The sequence below is a fragment of the Colwellia sp. SU-HH00943 genome (assembly GCF_057546125.1).
Genome location: NZ_BAAJLW010000003.1, coordinates 193,213 through 211,149 on the forward strand (window position 1 = coordinate 193,213; position 17,937 = coordinate 211,149).

The 17,937-nt window shown below is 35.0% G+C and carries 13 protein-coding genes; all 13 read left to right on the forward strand.

Features of this window, described 5'->3' with window-relative positions; genetic code table 11:
- The first annotated feature begins 14 nt into the window (after positions 1 to 14).
- The 13 genes from pglX (at position 15) to AC27GZ_RS09460 (ending at position 17,550) form a co-directional block, all read left to right on the forward strand.
- Positions 15 to 3,680, forward strand: coding sequence for a BREX-1 system adenine-specific DNA-methyltransferase PglX (gene pglX, locus AC27GZ_RS09400; protein WP_487094703.1), 3,666 nt, complete (start codon positions 15 to 17; stop codon positions 3,678 to 3,680).
- Between the two features lies 1 nt (position 3,681).
- Complete coding sequence (locus AC27GZ_RS09405) at positions 3,682 to 4,167, forward strand: toll/interleukin-1 receptor domain-containing protein (RefSeq protein WP_487094704.1); 486 nt, start codon at positions 3,682 to 3,684, stop codon at positions 4,165 to 4,167.
- Between the two features lie 12 nt (positions 4,168 to 4,179).
- Positions 4,180 to 4,410, forward strand: a complete 231-nt coding sequence (locus tag AC27GZ_RS09410) for a hypothetical protein (protein WP_487094705.1) — start codon at positions 4,180 to 4,182, stop codon at positions 4,408 to 4,410.
- Positions 4,407 to 4,979 carry a hypothetical protein gene (locus AC27GZ_RS09415; RefSeq protein ID WP_487094706.1) on the forward strand — a complete coding sequence of 191 codons (573 nt, stop codon included), beginning with the start codon at positions 4,407 to 4,409 and terminating at the stop codon, positions 4,977 to 4,979. Before AC27GZ_RS09410 ends, AC27GZ_RS09415 begins: the two co-directional genes overlap by 4 nt.
- Positions 4,980 to 4,988: 9 nt before the next feature.
- Complete coding sequence (locus AC27GZ_RS09420; protein ID WP_487094707.1) at positions 4,989 to 5,714, forward strand: hypothetical protein; 726 nt, start codon at positions 4,989 to 4,991, stop codon at positions 5,712 to 5,714.
- 17 nt (positions 5,715 to 5,731) lie between these two features.
- The gene (locus AC27GZ_RS09425) at positions 5,732 to 8,299 is read left to right on the forward strand and encodes a hypothetical protein (RefSeq protein WP_487094708.1); all 2,568 of its coding nucleotides are present in this window, start codon (positions 5,732 to 5,734) and stop codon (positions 8,297 to 8,299) included.
- Between the two features lie 89 nt (positions 8,300 to 8,388).
- On the forward strand, positions 8,389 to 9,333 hold the full coding sequence (locus tag AC27GZ_RS09430) for a hypothetical protein (protein ID WP_487094709.1): 945 nt from the start codon (positions 8,389 to 8,391) through the stop codon (positions 9,331 to 9,333).
- 2 nt (positions 9,334 to 9,335) lie between these two features.
- On the forward strand, positions 9,336 to 12,110 hold the full coding sequence (gene pglZ / locus AC27GZ_RS09435) for a BREX-1 system phosphatase PglZ type A (protein WP_487094710.1): 2,775 nt from the start codon (positions 9,336 to 9,338) through the stop codon (positions 12,108 to 12,110).
- 12 nt (positions 12,111 to 12,122) lie between these two features.
- Positions 12,123 to 14,327, forward strand: a complete 2,205-nt coding sequence (gene brxL, locus AC27GZ_RS09440; protein ID WP_487094711.1) for a protease Lon-related BREX system protein BrxL — start codon at positions 12,123 to 12,125, stop codon at positions 14,325 to 14,327.
- Between the two features lie 233 nt (positions 14,328 to 14,560).
- Positions 14,561 to 14,968 (forward strand): hypothetical protein, encoded by a 408-nt coding sequence (locus tag AC27GZ_RS09445; RefSeq protein WP_487094712.1) that lies wholly within the window; start codon positions 14,561 to 14,563, stop codon positions 14,966 to 14,968.
- A 73-nt stretch (positions 14,969 to 15,041) separates the two neighbouring features.
- Positions 15,042 to 15,173: a hypothetical protein gene (locus AC27GZ_RS09450; RefSeq protein ID WP_487094713.1), complete on the forward strand. Its 132-nt coding sequence runs from the start codon at positions 15,042 to 15,044 to the stop codon at positions 15,171 to 15,173.
- Between the two features lie 141 nt (positions 15,174 to 15,314).
- Entirely contained in the window at positions 15,315 to 16,601 is a 1,287-nt protein-coding gene (locus tag AC27GZ_RS09455) for a ComEC/Rec2 family competence protein (RefSeq protein WP_487094714.1), read from the forward strand.
- 13 nt (positions 16,602 to 16,614) lie between these two features.
- A complete protein-coding gene (locus AC27GZ_RS09460; RefSeq protein WP_487094715.1) occupies positions 16,615 to 17,550 on the forward strand; it encodes a DUF4268 domain-containing protein in 936 nt (311 codons plus the stop codon).
- Positions 17,551 to 17,937 lie beyond the last annotated feature (387 nt).

The window sequence follows — 17,937 nt, forward strand, 5'->3', positions numbered from 1 at the left end:
AGGCACATATTCAAATGAACACTAAAAATTTAAAAGCATACGCACCTAAAGCACGTTCTCAATTCATTGAAGCTATTAAAAAGCGTGCCGCTCAGTTTGGTATTTATCAAGACAAAGTTGCTGACGTTCAGTTTGAAGGTGGAGCAGCCATTATTGAAGGTTGTGCCTTTACTAAAAAACAAGGTGACCAGCGTAAACGACTTGAGCAGAGAGTAGAGGAAAAGGGTTTTGATCTTTTCATTCGTGAAATGGCCTATACATGGTTTAACCGTTTAGCGGCTATTCGCTATATGGAATTACATGATTATTTAGATCATGGCTTTCGTGTACTTAGCAACCCTAATGGTGCGGACAGTTTACCTGAAATACTTGACCATGCTTCAGATGTGGTGGATAGCTTAGACCCCGACAAAAAGTACCTTGATAAAAATCATATCATTGAGCTGCAATTAGCAGGTAACAAAGAAGAAGAGTTATACCGAGAGCTACTGTTAGGCCAATGTCATCGTTTATATAACATCATGCCTTTCATGTTTGAAGCAATTGATGATGCAACCGAGTTGCTACTACCAGACAACCTCACTAAAACAGATTCAATCTTAAAAGGGTTAGTGAACGAAATACCAGAAGAAGACTGGAGCGAGATTGAAGTTATCGGTTGGTTATATCAGTTCTATATTTCAGAACATAAAGATGCTGTTATCGGTAAAGTAGTTAAATCAGAAGATATTCCAGCAGCAACTCAGCTATTTACCCCAAATTGGATTGTTAAATACCTAGTACAAAATTCCTTAGGTAGACAATGGCTAGCTACCTATCCAGAATCTGAACTTAAAGGCAAGATGGAGTATTACATTGAGCCTGCTGAGCAATCAGATGATGTAATTGAACAGTTAAAAGCGATTACGCCAACCAGTATCGACCCAGAGCAAATCAAAGTGCTCGACCCAGCTGCTGGTAGTGGTCATATTCTAGTTGAAGTGTATGAAGTCTTACGAGAAATATATCTTGAGCGAGGTTATCGTTTACGTGAAATACCAGAGTTGATTTTAACTAAAAATATTTATGGTTTAGATATTGACGATAGAGCTGCACAACTAGCAGGCTTTGCCCTAATGATGAAAGCCCGTGAAGATGACCGACGTATCTTCCAACGAGTTGAAGATGGTGAAGTAGCACTTAATGTTTACTCACTACAGTCAACCGAAGGTTTAGATATCGGTAAGCTTTGGCAAGCACTTAATTTAGAAGGAAATCATCAACAAGGTTCCACAGGTGGACTCTTTGATAAGGGGAATGAGTTTATTCAACCAACTGGTGTTTTCAAAGAATACTTTGAGTTGGTTCAATACCTAAAGTCGTCCTTTTTACAAGCTAAAACCCTTGGCTCTCTGATTCAAATAGAACGTCAACATTTAGTTGATTTACTCAAATTAAAAAATAAGCTAGTTGAAATAATAGACAAACCAGATCCTGCTGCTCGTCAGGCGGCACTTGATATTTTGCCTATAGTAAACCAAGCAACATTGTTATCACAAAGTTATGATGCGGTTGTAGCGAACCCTCCATACATGGGAATGAAATCACAAAATAAGACTTTAAAAGAATACTTAAAAAAGCATTACCCTGAGTATGAGAAAGATATATTCACCGCATTTATCAAAAGGAATATAGTTTTTACGAAGAGTAATGGGCACTTAGGGTTTATGACACCTTTTGTATGGATGTTTATAGGTAGCTATGAGGGCGTTAGAACGAACTTGTTACGAGAAAATACGCTGGCATCATTGGTTCAATTAGAATACTCCGGTTTTGATGGAGCAACGGTTCCAATTTGTACATTTACATTAATGAAAGAAAATCTAAAGGACTATAAGGGAGCTTTTATTAGACTTGCAGACTTTAAGGGAGCTAAAAACCAAGGGCCAAAAACTAAAGAAGCTGTCAAAAATACCCTGTGCCCTTGGAGGTATGATTTTAACTCATCAAACCTGTTAAAGTTACCAAGTTCACCAATAGCATACTGGATAAATAAAGAGTCCATTTCAGCATTTGAAAAAAACAAACCTCTTGGAGAATTGTATACTGTAAGTCCAGGCATTAGAACTGGCAAAGATGAACTCTTTCTAAGATATTGGTTCGAAATCTCGAGCAAAAATACACAATTTGGCTTATCGAGTAGTGATGAAATGTCTCTGGTCAATAGATGGTTTCCCTTGCATAAAGGTGGAAGTTTCAGGAGGTGGTACGGAAATGCAGAACATGTAATAGATTTAAAAAATGATGGAGAAAATATTAAGCAGAACAGCCCTGATTTCAGGCTTAGAGACAAAAGCTTCTATTTTAAGCCTTATGTTTCTTGGTCAAGAATAAGCTCTTCAAAAATAGCGTTTAGATATTTTCCATCAGGAGTGTTGTTTTCTGATGCTGGGCCTGGAATTTTCTCGGAAGAGAAGTCTATAGACGTAATTTCTTTATTGAATTCAAAGGTGGGAAATTATTTTCTACAAATAATAAACCCAACATTAAATTTCCAAAAACAAGACATTTCTCAAATACCATTAGTGAAGAGCTTTAGCACACGCGAAGACACTGAAAGGCTTATAGAATTATCTAAGGCCGATTGGGACTCGTATGAAACTTCTTGGGGGTTTACTAAAAACGTCTTGTTATCGGAAAGTCATAGTGAGAACAAGTTAAAAAGTGGGCTTATAAGAGTTATAGAAACTTGGAGAGGCAATACTGAAGAAGCAAAACTTTTAGAAGAGAAGATCAATAAGTTTTACATCAATACTTTTCAGTTAAGTGAGGTAATTAATCATACTGTTGATTATTCAGATATTTCACTGAAAAGAAACCCGCACTTTGTAGATGAAAAAGATACTTCCTTTGATAGAACGTCTAGTGAATTAATAAAAGAGCTAATATCATTCTCTGTTGGCTGCATGATGGGGCGATTTTCTTTAGATCGAGAAGGGAAAGTATATTCTCATGCAGGTAATTTAGGATTTAAAGAGCTTGAATCAGAAGGAGCTTATGAAACTTTCCCAGCCGATGACGACGGCATTATTCCATTAGCTTCTGAAGAATGGTTATTTGATGATGATGCAACTACTCGTTTCAAAGAGTTCGTAAAAACGGTTTGGGGTGAAGAATATTTAACTGAAAACTTAGAGTTTGTCGGTGAAAGCCTTTGCTTGCATGCGTTAAAACCAGTGAAAGGTGAAGGTGCCAACGATACTGTCCGTCGTTATTTCTCAAAACAGTTTTATAAAGACCATTGCAAGACTTATAAAAAACGTCCTATCTACTGGTTATTTAGTTCAGGTAAAGAAAAAGCCTTTGAATGTTTAGTATATTTGCATCGATATAACGAAGGTACGTTATCACGTATGCGTATCGAGTACGTCACACCATTAATGGGTAAATACGAAGCCCAACACTCGTTGCTAGTTGAACAAAAAGTAGAAGCGACAACAACAGAAGCACGTCGCATTGAAAAAGAACTCAAATCACTAGAGAAAAAACAAGCCGAACTACGCACCTTCGACGAACAATTAAAACATTACGCTGAAATGCGTATCACCCTTGACCTAGACGATGGTGTAAAAGCCAACTACGGCAAATTCGGCAACCTACTAGCCGACGTAAAAGCCATCCACGGCAAGGCGGTTAAGTAGCATGAGTAAGAAGGAAATTAATATCTTTGTTTCATACTCTCATGAAAGTTCAAAGTCTGCTTTAGATTTTGTTGATCGGCTAAAGGATAAATTAAACCCGTCAAAAAACTTTGTTTTTAAGCTTTGGATTGATAGGCAGCTTGAAGTCGGTTCTGATTGGGAACAATCAATATTAGAGCAAGCAAAGAGTGCAGACTTTGGATTATTTCTTATTTCTCGTTCTCTATTGCGCTCGTCATTTGTTATTAATTGTGAATTGCCACTTTTTGTTGGTGACAGCATTCATAAATTTGTTCCTATTCTATTAAGTGATGTGGACTTTACTAGGAATGACCTTCAAGGAATTGAATCAAGACAAATATTTAGGATAAATCATAAAAGTTTAGATCAACCAAGGTCATTTGCAAAGTGTGGCAACAAAAGAAAAGAAGATTTTGCACAGCAAGTGTATGAGGTTATTTACGATAAAAGCATGGAAATAGTATAAGGAATATAACTCATGGAATTTACTTGGATTATTTATTTGATACTTGGCATGCATGTTTTTGCTGCGTTGTGGGCAACTAACTTTTTAGACTTTTTTGTTAAGGAACCAAAAAATATTAGAATTAAGCGCTTGCTTGGTATTTGGTTATTACCTGTAATTGGGTTAATACCCGTGTTCAAAATGAGAAAACTTCTTATAGAAGCAAGTCAAAAAAGAAAAGCAAATGAAAAGGAAAGCGAATGACAAAAACAAAAGGTTTTGAAGTCACCATTAAAAAGAATGGTAAGAAATATGTTTTTAATATGCCAGGGTATCTAACGCCTTTATTTGCTATTCGAGATTGTTTAAAGCAACAGGGGCATTTAGGAGCTTTTACATGGGTTTCAATGGAAGATACTGAACGATTCGAGCAATTAGATAACTGCGCATTCTTTAAAGGCTATCATGGAGATTATGACGGTGTTTATTTAAATGAGGATAATGTTGACTTAATAGGCAAATCTACCAAGGAGTTGATTGAACCAATAAATGAAAGAGATTTGTTTGATGAAAATATTAAACCAGAAGGTTACTTTGTAAAAAAAGAACAGGTTGAAGTAGTAATTTCAGAGCTTAAAGAAATTATCGAACGATATAAAGATGAAGGAGAAACTTTTGAGTATCGCGTTGATTGCGCAAAGAGAAATATACTTTTATTAGATTCTATATCAGAAGAACAATTATATGTGGTTAACCCTGATAAATCATGGGGGGATGGCGTCTTTGATGCTTTTTCAGATGCAGGTTGCGCAAGATGTTTAATTGTAGAGTAGGGAATTATAATGGCTAAATTAACAAAAGATCAAAAACGAAAAAAGAAGTTAGCTCAACGAAAAAAAACTTCAACTAATGTACTTCCTAGAAAAACACCTGTAGATATGACATCTCAAAATTTATCTTATTTTAGTACCGATGAAAATGGAAATAAGACTGAAAAAACATATGAAGTTCAAGTTGAAAAAGCCGAAGTCTTATATTGTGAAGAGCGTTTAGTAAATGGCAAGGTCGCTCAAGTAAAGGCTGATAGAAAAATTGATGCGGTTGCATGGGATTATTTTGGTGTTGCAGGTAGTAACTTCATTCATCCTGGTATTGAAGAGTGTGATGGTTTGAGAGTTTTTATTACACCTAACGAGATGGAAGGTGTTGTAGTTGCATTTCCTGATTGGGCTAAAGAAAAATTTTTTGACACAACGGGTTTTGTTATTTTTACTGAAGTCGCTCCTGAGTTTAATTTTGAAGATACTGATTCAATTTCTGAAGTGGAAAAAAATGTTAATGAGAACATTCTTCCCGTAATAGCGAACCACCCACATGTTGAATCTATCGAACCAAAGTTTGTTTTTCGTTCACATTCAATTTTTAAAGCATTTGATAAACATTGGAGTGCATCATTTTTTGTTGCTAAGTCAAAAGTTAAAAAGTTTGAACGTGATGGTTTAAAGAAGAATTTAGAACGTGATTTTCTAAATAGGCAATCAATAGATGAAATAATCACTAAGCACTAAACTAAGGAGTAAAGCCGATGGAATTGATAGACTTAAGTGTAAAAGAAGAACATAAAGAAATATGGAAAGACTTCATTAAGTTCTACGGTGTTAGTGTTAACGTTAGCCAGATAAGAGATTTATCTAATATACCTTTAGATTTAATAGAACGTATTGAAAACAATAGTTTATTACAATTGAAAGGCTTTATTTCTTGGCTTAAGAGCATACAGGATTGCACAAATAACGAATATGGTGTAATTGAAAGTCAGCTACTCGAACAACGTGATGAATTAAATATTCCTAATGTTGATATTTCTATTATTGATAACCAATGTGATTCTCAACTCAGCAAGAATAAATGCAATGATATCGCTGATGAATATAATGAAGTTAATATTGAAATGCATAAAGAAAGAAATAAAGATGAAAGTTCTGTTTCAATAGATTTTCATTCAGAGAGTAATGAAACTTTATTAGGGGATGAAAATTTATTACTTACTTTATCTCATGTTGAAAATGTTCTCATTAAGCATATCTTAGCCAAATCGAAACCAAACCTTAGTGTTGATGAATTCTTGCAGATGTCATCACTTGACTTAGCATCACTTCCTTTTATGGGGGCAAAAAAGCTTACAGCGGCAAAGGAATTACAGCTTAAATTAGGAAAACCGATAGAAGCTGCTAATAAAAATGGGAAAATACTTCAGGCTAAAGACGTACAACATAACAAGGAATTATTACAAGACTTAATTATTAACTATGCGAGATTTGAGGAAGTAGAGCAAAAATTACTACAAAAAATATCACGATTAGCTCAAGTTAAGGTAACTTGGTTATCAGTTAGTGATCTCTTTAGTGTAGAAGCAAAAGTCAGAGGCGTCGTTTCAGGGCAACAAGCTAAAGACGTTTATCAAAAATTATCTCGAAAGGTTTCTGAATCATTAAGCTTTCATATTGTAGAAAATGAAATAAACCTTGATAGCTTCTCTGAGCCTGGTTTATTACGTTACGCCGAAGCTATTGATGTTTTGAGTGCGGAACTTGATGCTGCTATTTCAGATGATTTGACACACTTTTTATTTCAGACAGATTCTCGTACTCGTTTAATTTTACAACATAGATTGGGATTAGATGGTGAAAAAGTAAAAACACTTGAGTATGTTGGTAGCGAGCTAATTGGTAATATTACTAGAGAGAGAGTAAGGCAATTAGAGGAGTCTGCTAAAACTTTATTCTTAGGATCATTAAGATATATATCAACAACTATTTGGAGAAATATTAGAGAAAATCTAACGACTGATATCTCAAAAGTTTATCCAAAGCTTTTTTGTCGATTTTCTTCCTCTAAACAGTTCTTTGAGTTTTTAGAGTTTATTGCTGAACTAAGAAAAAACACCATCAAAGACTTCATTCATCCTAGTTGCAGCAAAGAAGTTATATGTAAATTCTTTTCCTTGAATAAGTCACCTGTTTTCATTGACGATTTAGTTGAGGTTATTTGTGATGAGTATGGATATAGCTTTCAAAAAAGTTTGAATGCCTTATTTACTCTTCAAGCTGATAATAAAATTGAAATTATTGATGAAACAGTAAAGCCAACCTGTCTTGATAAAACGAGTGCGGTAGCTCATGGTTCATTATATTTTGAGCAAGGTATTGCATATTCGAAGCTACATGACTTTGTAAACAGAAGCGGGGTTTGTCAAATTAAACTCCCTCTTGAACGGCAAGATCATGGGTTACAAATGGCTGTTGATAGTGGTTTGATCTATTTGTCAGATCATGGAACTTATAGACACACCTCACACTTAGATGTATCAGAAGAAATAATGCAAGACTTATTACTTGAAGTAAAAAAACAGTTACATACTAGAGTGGATCAAGGTTGGCAAACAGCTAATTTAAAAATAGATATATTTGATAACATTTCTACAGAACTAAATTATTTTGTTGTGAGACATATTATTCGTGAGTATGGCGCTACAGAAGGTGTGTTTTTTAAAGGGAGATCTGGAGCTGATACTATAAGTTTTGATGAAGAGTTTTCGCCTAAAGGTCAACAACAAGCAATTGTTGATTATTGTGAGGCTTCTTTAAAAGGAATTACAACAGAAGATATTCGAAAAATAATTAGGAGTGGTTCTAAAGGGCATGCAAACTTCTATGCAGATCAATTAATAAAAGATAACCTTTTGGTGAAAATTGATTACTCCCATTTAGATACTCCTCAACGGGCATTTTCAGGTGTTCCAATTTCACAGATAATGCAAAGGTGTGAGCGTATTATTCAAAATGCCAATAGACCTGTAGAAGCAGGTTATATAGCTGATGATTGCAATGTTAGATTTCAATTAGATCTGAGTAAACAATGGTATGTCTCCTTTTTACGTTACCACTGTCAATTACACCGAAAGCCTATTCACATATATAACAATATTATTTCTTTAACTCCTATCTGTGGGTTTTCCTTACTGGATGAAGTAAAAAAATCATTATCAACAGCTCATTCATTAGAAGATGTTATTACCCAAGTTAAGGTGAGGATATTATGCAATGAACAATCGATTAAAAACGCTTATGCAAACGCAAAAAAAATTATTTAAAGTTTTGTGAAAGTTAGTTTTTGATATCAATAGCTGTAATAAAACCTATATGTGGATTGTGAAATTAAAACCAAACCGATGGATTAAATATGTTTTGGAATAAAAAATATAAACAACAAATTATTGAACATGAAGAAACAATTAGAAAGCTAAATAGTAGGCTGTCGGATGAAGGGATTTCAACACTAACAAAAGAAAAAGCAAAGTTATTTCTTCTTAATAGCGAGTTAGAATCAAAAGTTGAAATACTTACGGAAAAATTAAAATATTTCCATGATATGGAAAACAAAATTGAGAACTTAAAAGAAGTTAATAGCTCTTTGAACAGGGAAACTGACAGTAAATCATTTAAGATTGATAAATTAGAAAGAACCATTGAGGAGCATGTTTCCAAAAAAGCTAATCACACAGAAATAGTGGAGAAACAAGCTGATAAAGTTAATCAGGATATAAAGTTAGAATTTTTCAATTTTTTTAGCGAAAGAGGCTTTAATCATAGTCACGCCTCTAAACAATTAAAACAAAGCAATATATTTAACAGTAACGATATGCTCGATGCTATAGCTCATTTATATAAAATGAATTTTTCTATCGAGGAAGTTGCTAAATTAGTAAATAAGTCAGCCCCCTCGATCAGATCAAAATTAGTTACTTTAGGTGTTTATAAAAAAACAGTAGTAAGAAAAGTGGGAGGAACTGCCACATTGCGCAAAATTGAATATGCTAGAGGGTTAGCAACGAAACTTGATATTGAGGATCTTGATAGCTTTGAAAAAGTGGATAAAACAGTATTGAAGCTATTGATGGATAAAGTGGAACTTTTAAATATAGAACAGTTTGAATTGATGTGCTCTGCCAGGGAAGAGTTATCTGTGTATATTGCTAATAATATAAATTATCGTAAAGAGAAAATTGTTTCCCTGATATATCAAGTGTTGGATATATCAGGAGGCCGAAATATGGAATCTTTAGAGCGGACTTCAAAAAATGATTTATTAGCTTTTTGTGAAGCTGTAATTGAGTTTAAAAAATAATTATGAACCTAAATCAATTAAAACAAGGCATCTTAGCCAAATTCGAAAAGTGCCGCTTGGTATTTTGGCAAGATGAAGATATCGAATTTCAGGAACAGTTTCCTGAAATAACTGCTGAGTTGAGTTCGGCTGGTATTACTACAATATCGCTTGATGATGAATCTCATTTCGAAATTAAACAACGTATTGAGTTGTCAGAACCGGAGCATCAGTTTTTACTATACAGTAATAAGGCTGTTAATGAGCCAACAAGAGATTGGCTATTTGATATCCGTTTATATGCCCAACAGTTTTATGCGGATTCAAGCTCCATGATCCTTAATGAGTTAGGCATGAGGATGGAGTTTCGTCAGCTTGTTAGTCGATATAAGAAGTTCTTTGGTAATAAACAACGTTATGCGAAGTTACGAAAATTACTGCCGAATAATGCCGATAAAAATGCATTAGAGCTAGCAATGGTGGCAACGTTAGCCAAAGTTGAAACAATGAGCTTTACTGCTGTATTAAATGAGGTAATCAGTAAATATAGTAACTCGGCTGAACAAGCTGATGAGATACTTGAAGAGATAGCAAAATTTGGGTTGGACAAGTCATTTTGGCAACAGGCACTTGAAGAGTTTGGTTATTTGTCAGCGGACTATTGGTTTACAGATAAAGTTACTAGTGATGAAAATGAAGGAAATGCAAACCCTTCAACAATAGCTTCAGCTATGCCTTCTATAAAAGATTTAATAACAAAGTTATTAGTGACAGATTGTTATCATGGTCTTCAGTCATCTGGTGCCAAAATTGGTGATTCAATTTTTGCGCAAAGTTTATCTGCGCATTTGTTACCTCTTTCACTTGATAAAGATACTAGCGATAAACTTCCTAAAGATATTCAAGAGCTAGTAGGTAATACTGCCGCTAAAAGAGCCGCAGTTATTAACTTTGTAAAAGCATGGCGAGAGAGCCGAACCCTTTGTGAGTCGTACAATCAAATTGCAAAAGATGTGGCGTTTGAGTTAGAGATAAAAAGTAAACTGGCTGAGTTTAAGCAGCCTAGTGATCTACTTTATGTAGAGACTTTTGTTGATGCTGAAGAAGAGTTACTTAAGCTAATTGCCAAAGATTTACCTGCATATAATTCAAATGATATTGCCGATTGGGTTTCCATTAGGCTGCGAAGCCATTGGTGCTATCAAGATCAAAAGTATGCAGCCATTCATAAAGCGTTAAAGTCAGCAAAGCAATTTTATGAACTTAAAGAAAAGTATGCTGATGGCTTCGAAGCACTGGGGACTAAAAAGTTTGATACGGCTAGTGCGCTCTATAAAGCTTATGAAGAAGAAATACATCAGTTTGATACATCGTATCGAATATTCTCTGAAAACTCCCTTAAAGCGTCACAGAATGGCTCTGACATATTAAAGTTAACTGGTTTAGTTGATGATGTTGAAAGCTTGTATGTTAACTGGTACTTGCACGATTTTGCTGTTGCTTGGGGTAAGCTCGTTGATAAAGAGTCATTACTTGAAAATTGGAAGCTACCATTTATTCATAATCAATATGACTTTTATAATCGTGAAGTTCAGTCAGTATTACAACAACCGAGCGTAAAACGTGTTTTTGTTATTATTTCTGATGCTTTTCGCTATGAATGCGCAAAAGAAATTCATGACTCGATTAATAATCGTAATCGCTACAAGTCTGAACTGAAGTCTCAACTAGGTGTTGTTCCGTCTTACACACAAGCAGGTATGGCTTCATTGCTTCCTCATAAAAAGTTTACAGCTCATTTAAATAAAAATGTGGAATATAAGCTTGATGGGGTTTCTGCACACGGTACAGATAATCGACACAAGATTCTTCAAGCACATGGTGGTATTGCCTGTACTTATGATGAAGTAATGAAGTGGACAAATCAGCAGTATCGCGATTTAGCGCAAGACTCATCTGCAATTTATATTTATCACAATAAAATAGACGCTATTGGTGATGATGGTGGTACAGAGAATGAAGCGTTTTTAGCGGCACGCGATGCAATTGAAGAAATTGATAAGTTAATTATTCGTATTTTTGACAAACTTAAAGGCGGTAGAGTTATTTTAACCGCTGATCATGGTTTCTTATTCAACCAAAGTGATGTCACTGAGTCTGATAGGACTGAACTTAAGACGAAACCAGCAGGTACTAAGCTATCTAAGAAGCGTTACTTGGTTGGCGAAAATCTACCAACGGGAGATAGCTATTGGGTTGGCAAAATGTCTAATACGTCTAACGTGGAACCGGACTCTGATGCAGAGTTTATTGTACCTCGTGGTAGTAACAGATTTCATTTTGTTGGTGGTGCCAAATTTATTCATGGCGGTATTATGCCACAAGAAATTTGTGTTCCTGTTATGCATTTACGCGCTATTCACTCAACGGTTAAGCAAAAGCAAACTAAGCAAAAAGTTGGTGTTGTTCCGTTAAATAGCCCTGTAAAAATAGTATCAAATATTGATCGTATTCAATTCTTACAAGCCGACCCTATTGGTGATAAGTATAAACCTCGTGAGTTACAAATTTGGATTGAAGATCCTGATGGAAACAGAGTTAGCTCAAGTGAGAAAGTATTATTTGATTCGGCATCAGGCAAAATGGAAGAACGTAAAAGAAACGTTCAAGTGAAATTAGAAGGTAGCGGTTTTGACCGTACCATAAGTTATAAGTTGATAATGGAAGATACTGAAAGTAAAACCAAAACAACGCACTCAGTGACTATTGACTTAGCTTTTGAAGATGACTTTTTTTAGGGGATTATAGCTGTGAACAATGAAAATGGAATAAATGATGCTACTTCAGCAGAAGATAGCAGAGATAAAAACGTCAGCGTAGATGTTCATGTTCACTTACATGACGATGAACAAGCATCACAGCTTGAGGCTACTGAACAAGTCTCTGAGCCAGTGTCACCTACATTTGAAGAAGAAAAAGCTGATCTTCGTGGTATGGATCTAGATGATTTAATGACAACCGAATTTAAAGGTCGCGTTGTTAGAAAAGATTTAACTAAGCAGCTTAAAGAAGGGGCTAATGTACCTGTATATGTATTGGAATACTTACTAGGTATGTATTGTTCGTCGGCTGAAGATGAGCTGATTAATGAGGGGATGAAAAACGTTAAGAAGATCTTAACAGAAAACTATGTTCGCCCTGATGAAGCTGAAAAAGCAAAGTCGTTAATTCGCGAAAAAGGCACTTATAAAGTTATTGATAAAGTGACGGTAAAGCTTAATCAGAAGAAAGATATCTATGAAGCAAACCTTTCTAATTTAGGAATTAAAGATGCAGTAGTACCTAATAATATTGTTAAGCAAAATGAAAAGCTTTTAACTGGCGGTATTTGGTGCATTATCACACTGAGTTACTTTTATGAGGAAGGTCAGAAAATATCGCCTTTTAGTGTTTTTAGTTTAAAACCAATTCAAATGCCTTCGATGAATATGGATGAAGTGTTTGAGACGCGTAAAAAGTTCACACTTGATCAGTGGATGGATGTTTTACTTCGCTCAATAGGCATGGAGCCAGCAAACCTTGATCAAAGAGCAAAATGGCATTTAGTTGCTCGTATGATCCCTTTTGTAGAAAACAACTATAACGTTTGTGAACTTGGCCCTCGTGGTACAGGTAAATCTCATGTTTATAAAGAGTGTTCACCTAATTCTTTATTAGTTTCTGGTGGTCAAACAACCGTTGCTAATCTGTTTTATAACATGTCATCTCGCCAAATTGGTTTAGTGGGAATGTGGGATGTTGTAGCATTTGATGAAGTAGCTGGTATCCGCTTTAAAGATAAAGACGGTGTGCAAATCATGAAAGATTACATGGCATCTGGTTCGTTCTCTCGTGGCCGAGATTCTATCGAAGCTAAAGCATCGATGGTATTCGTGGGGAACATTGATCACAGCGTTGAGACTCTTGTTAAAACGAGCCATTTATTAGCACCATTTCCAGATGAGATGATTGACTCTGCATTTTTTGATCGCTTCCACGGTTATATACCAGGTTGGGAAATCCCTAAGATGCGACCAGAGTTTTTTACAGATCGATTTGGTTTGATCACAGATTATTTGGCTGAGTACATGCGTGAAATGCGCAAAACAACATTTTCAGACTCTATTGATAAGTTCTTCAAAATTGGCAATAACTTAAACCAACGTGATGTTATTGGTGTACGTAGAACAACATCAGGTTTGCTGAAGCTATTAGTACCTCATGGCGACTATACCAAAGATGAAGTAAGAACTTGTTTGATCTATGCCCTTGAAGTACGTAGACGTGTAAAAGAGCAGCTTAAAAAGATTGGTGGTATGGAGTTCTTCGATGTTAATTTTAGTTATATTGATAATGAAACATTAGAAGAATTCTTTGTTAATGTACCGGAGCAAGGTGGATCAAACTTAATACCAGCAGGTATTCCAAATGCAGGAGTTGTTCATTTTGTTAGTGAAGGTTCATCAGGAAAGTTAGGTATTTACAGACTAGAAACACAAATGACTCCTGGCACAGGCAAACACTCTACCTCTGGCCTAGGCCCCGATACTATGGCTAAAGATCAGGTGAGAGTTGGTTTTGAGTACTTTAAAGGCAACTTAAGCCGAATTGCAGCAAACTCAAGGTTTTCTGAACATGAGTTCCACCTACACTTTGTAGACCTTCAAACCTCAGGAAACAGTCATTCTGCAAGTCTTGCATCATTAGTTGCTAGTTGTTCGATATTGCTGAATAAACCTATGCAAGAGTCAATGGTTGTACTTGGCAGCATCACTTTAGGTGGTGTTGTTAATCCAGTTCAAGACTTAGCTTCAAGCATGCAAGTGGCTTTAGAAGCAGGAGCTACCAAAGTATTACTACCAATGGCCTCAGCAACTGATATACCGACAGTTCCAGCAGAAACATTCACTAAGTTCCAAGTGAGTTTCTATAGCGACCCTGTTGATGCTGTGTATAAAGCGCTGGGTGTTCAATAACAATGAAAACGTTAACTTCTGTTTGTTCTTTTTGTCATTTAACACCTCAATAATTAGATTATATTTCATTATTAAAGTGTCCGGTTTAATTACAGTAGATCAGTAATCTGTCACCTGTTGAAATATCAGCTTTGGTTAAGGAATTCTAAATCAATCTTTGGTGCTGATAATTTAGCTATTGCTCCAGGTTATAAATCTGAAAATGTTTCTGAAAAATAGGGGAATCTAAAAATATGGAAGTATCTAAAAACAAGGTAATAGAAAAGGTCATATACCCCTTTATTGAGATGTTAAAAAAGCAGTCAGCTTTTGCATTCGAAGATCACGGAGATTTGTTTATAGATTTTGGCTGGGATGTCGCTGAAGGTGATGGCAGAATATGTAGCTCAGTGGATTCTTTATTTAAAGATTACATTTGTTCCTTACCACCAACTTTACAAAGTTGGTTATGGTGGCAAACACCTTCAGGGACCTTGGAAGAAAAGTATATTTTTAAATCCTTTGAAGAAAGCCCGCCATATCTTGATGATTTAGAAACACATACACATGATCAAATAGACCAAACAGTCGAGTTTCTGATGGAAGATTTAAGGTTAAAAGCTGAATTAGCTTTTTCAAAATATCAAGAATCTGAATATTAAAATACGAACAAAGTAATTATATAAAGTGACGTGAACTAGACTTTCATATAAAGATTAAAGGGCATGAACAAACATGGCAGACCAAGAAGTAAAAGCAGTTGACGAAATCTGCCAAGAAGAGTCACTCGTTTCGGACAACTTTAAAGCCTTGGTAGATAAGATGATCTACACCAACGAAGAACCTTTGCGTGAAGATATAGTCTAGACAATGGAAAAAGCCCCAAGTGTTCTACAACGTAATTAAGTAATACCTAGATTAACTGAAAAACTTAAGAGTTTTGTCAGTACAATTTATGGTGGCATGTAATTAAAACTGGTGAGCTAAAAGGAATTAAAAGCAGAAGTAATGAAGTATTTTTGTATTATAGATAAACAAAGCGCTCCCGCAGAATATTCGACTGAACTTGATGGTGATGATCTAGAAAGTGAACGTAGCAATGGCTCTACTGAAATTAGGGTAAATGAAAGTCCAAATGTCTTTGTTATCAAGTTACTAGGAGTTAAATTGGACAGTGGTAATTTCGCAGATAAGACCTTTAAAGGGTTAACAATCTTTGAATTAGATAAAGAAGACTTTGATGGAGTTAAATCAAGCAAAGGAAATTTCTTTGTCCATATGTTTAAAAAGCAGTTTTTTAACAATGATATGTTTGCAATTATAACTATCACTGAAAATAGGTACGGTAAAAGTACTTTTTATTCTGCATATAACATTGATCCTCCTAAAAGAATATCTGTGTCCAGCATTTCTTTTCAACAATATGACTTCCCAAGGTTTTTTTACCAACAAGACGTGTTTGGAGTTTTAAATAATCCATTTAATGATAAAGATTTAGCGATTAGAAAGAAGTTAAATGCAGACGACTTTGAATTACTTGTCTTTGGTGTTGGGCAAGGTATGTGTTCTTCATTACGATCTAAATCTCTTAAGTTTGGCATATTGTTAGATGTTGGCGCTGGTACACCCGTAAAAAGAGCATTCTACCTGAAAGGTAGTATTAGAAATGAACTTATTGAAGAACTCAAAGAATTAGATACAGTTTATTTATTACTATCTCACTTGGATTCCGATCATTTTCGGTTGATGATGTGGTGTTCAGTTATACAGGGGAAAATTACTGAAATATATATACCCTCAGGTTCAGCAAATAATGCACTAGCATATAAACACTACAATATTTTTCGTAAAGTTAAAGAAGTTGATAGTTTTAATTTAGTTGCGGGTAAATATGAAGTAGAGGCAATAAGGACAAAACCAGCTAACTCGTCAATAGAAAAAAATGACAATGAACTGATCACTAAAGTGAAAGTGGACAGTGGTGAAAAGACTTTTCTATTTCCTGGTGACTATGTTTACAAAAAAATGATTAGTGATGGCGAAGTTAAAATAAATGATTTGCAAAAATTAAACTTTGATTTTGTTGTAGTTCCGCACCATGGAGACAATGAAAGTGGAGACTCAGTTCCTTCTGCAAAAATAAAGAAACAAAGCGAAGTGTTTTTTTCTGCTGGTGACCATGCTGGTTACAACCATCCAACAAAGTATTCAATAGATGCCCATTATCAGGCAGGTTTTACAAATGTAAGTTATTTACCGAATCCACACATCGAAATAGTTAAAGTATTAAATTAGAAGCGAATCAAATATGAAGTTATCAAAGTTAAAAAAAGTAGACTTGCGCGAAGTTTGGAAGCATGAAGCTCTCGACTTCACTAACTGGTTAGCTAAAGAAGAAAACCTTGAGCTATTAAGCGATGAAGTGGGTATTGATATTAGCTTGCTTCAAACTGAAGCTAGTGTAGGTAAGTTTAACGTTGATATTTTTGCCGAAGAAACAAACACAGATCGCAAGATAGTTATAGAAAACCAGCTAGAAGCCACAGATCATGATCATTTAGGTAAAATAATTACTTATGCTTCTGGCTTTGATGCTGAATTCATTATCTGGATTGTAAAAAGTGTTAGGGATGAGCATAAGCAAGCCATTGATTGGCTCAATGAACATACAGATCAAAAGATAAATATTTTCGCTATTCAAATGGAAGTTTGGCAAATCGGTGATTCATCATGTGCACCGAAATTCAATATTATTGCTCAACCGAATGATTGGGCCAAAGCAGTTAAAAAGTCTACTTCCACATCCTCAGAACTGTCTTCTACTAAATTGCTCCAATTAGAATTTTGGACCAAACTAAAAGAATATGTTCAAGATAATAATCATCAAATTAAACTCAGAAAAGCTCGGCCTCAGCATTGGCATGATATTAGTATTGGAACATCTAATGCCCATATTGGCTTAACGGTTAATAGTCAAACTAATCAATTAGGTTGTGAGATTTATATTTCTGATTCGAAAGAACTTTATGACGGATTAGAGGCTAAAAAAGATGAAATAGAAAGTCAACTAGGCGAAAAGTTAGAGTGGAAACCTTTGCCTGAAGGTAAGGCTAGTAGAATTAAATTATCAAGAAATGGTGAATTGAATAATCAGGTTAGTTGGGATGATTATCATCAATGGCTATGTGAAAAGGTAAAAGGCTTCCAGACTGTTTTTAGTAAAGCTATTAAAGATATAAATTAATAATAGTGGTAGTGTGATGAAATACAAAGGCTGAATATTAAATTTTTCAGCTTTTTTAATTTAAGGCTTACCATTAATGTAGCACTATTATATTTCAGTGGTTTTTGCATACGAATGTGCAGCTTGTTCTTGCAGAGCTAATCCTTATTGGTATGAGGAAATAAGGGGGAGCATTAGTGATATTGCTACTTCACTTACTTAAACCCCGTATCCATCTTCATAATCAGAAGTTGTTTTTTTGTGTCGCTATTGTGTCTTTATTATTTAAACTTCTTTATATCCTTTTATCTTTGAACATGTTTCATAATCGTGCCAGAGGATGGTTGGCTGATTCATATTGTCCCTTTGTCTTTTCTATTTCTTTTTATTAGTCATATAAATCAACTG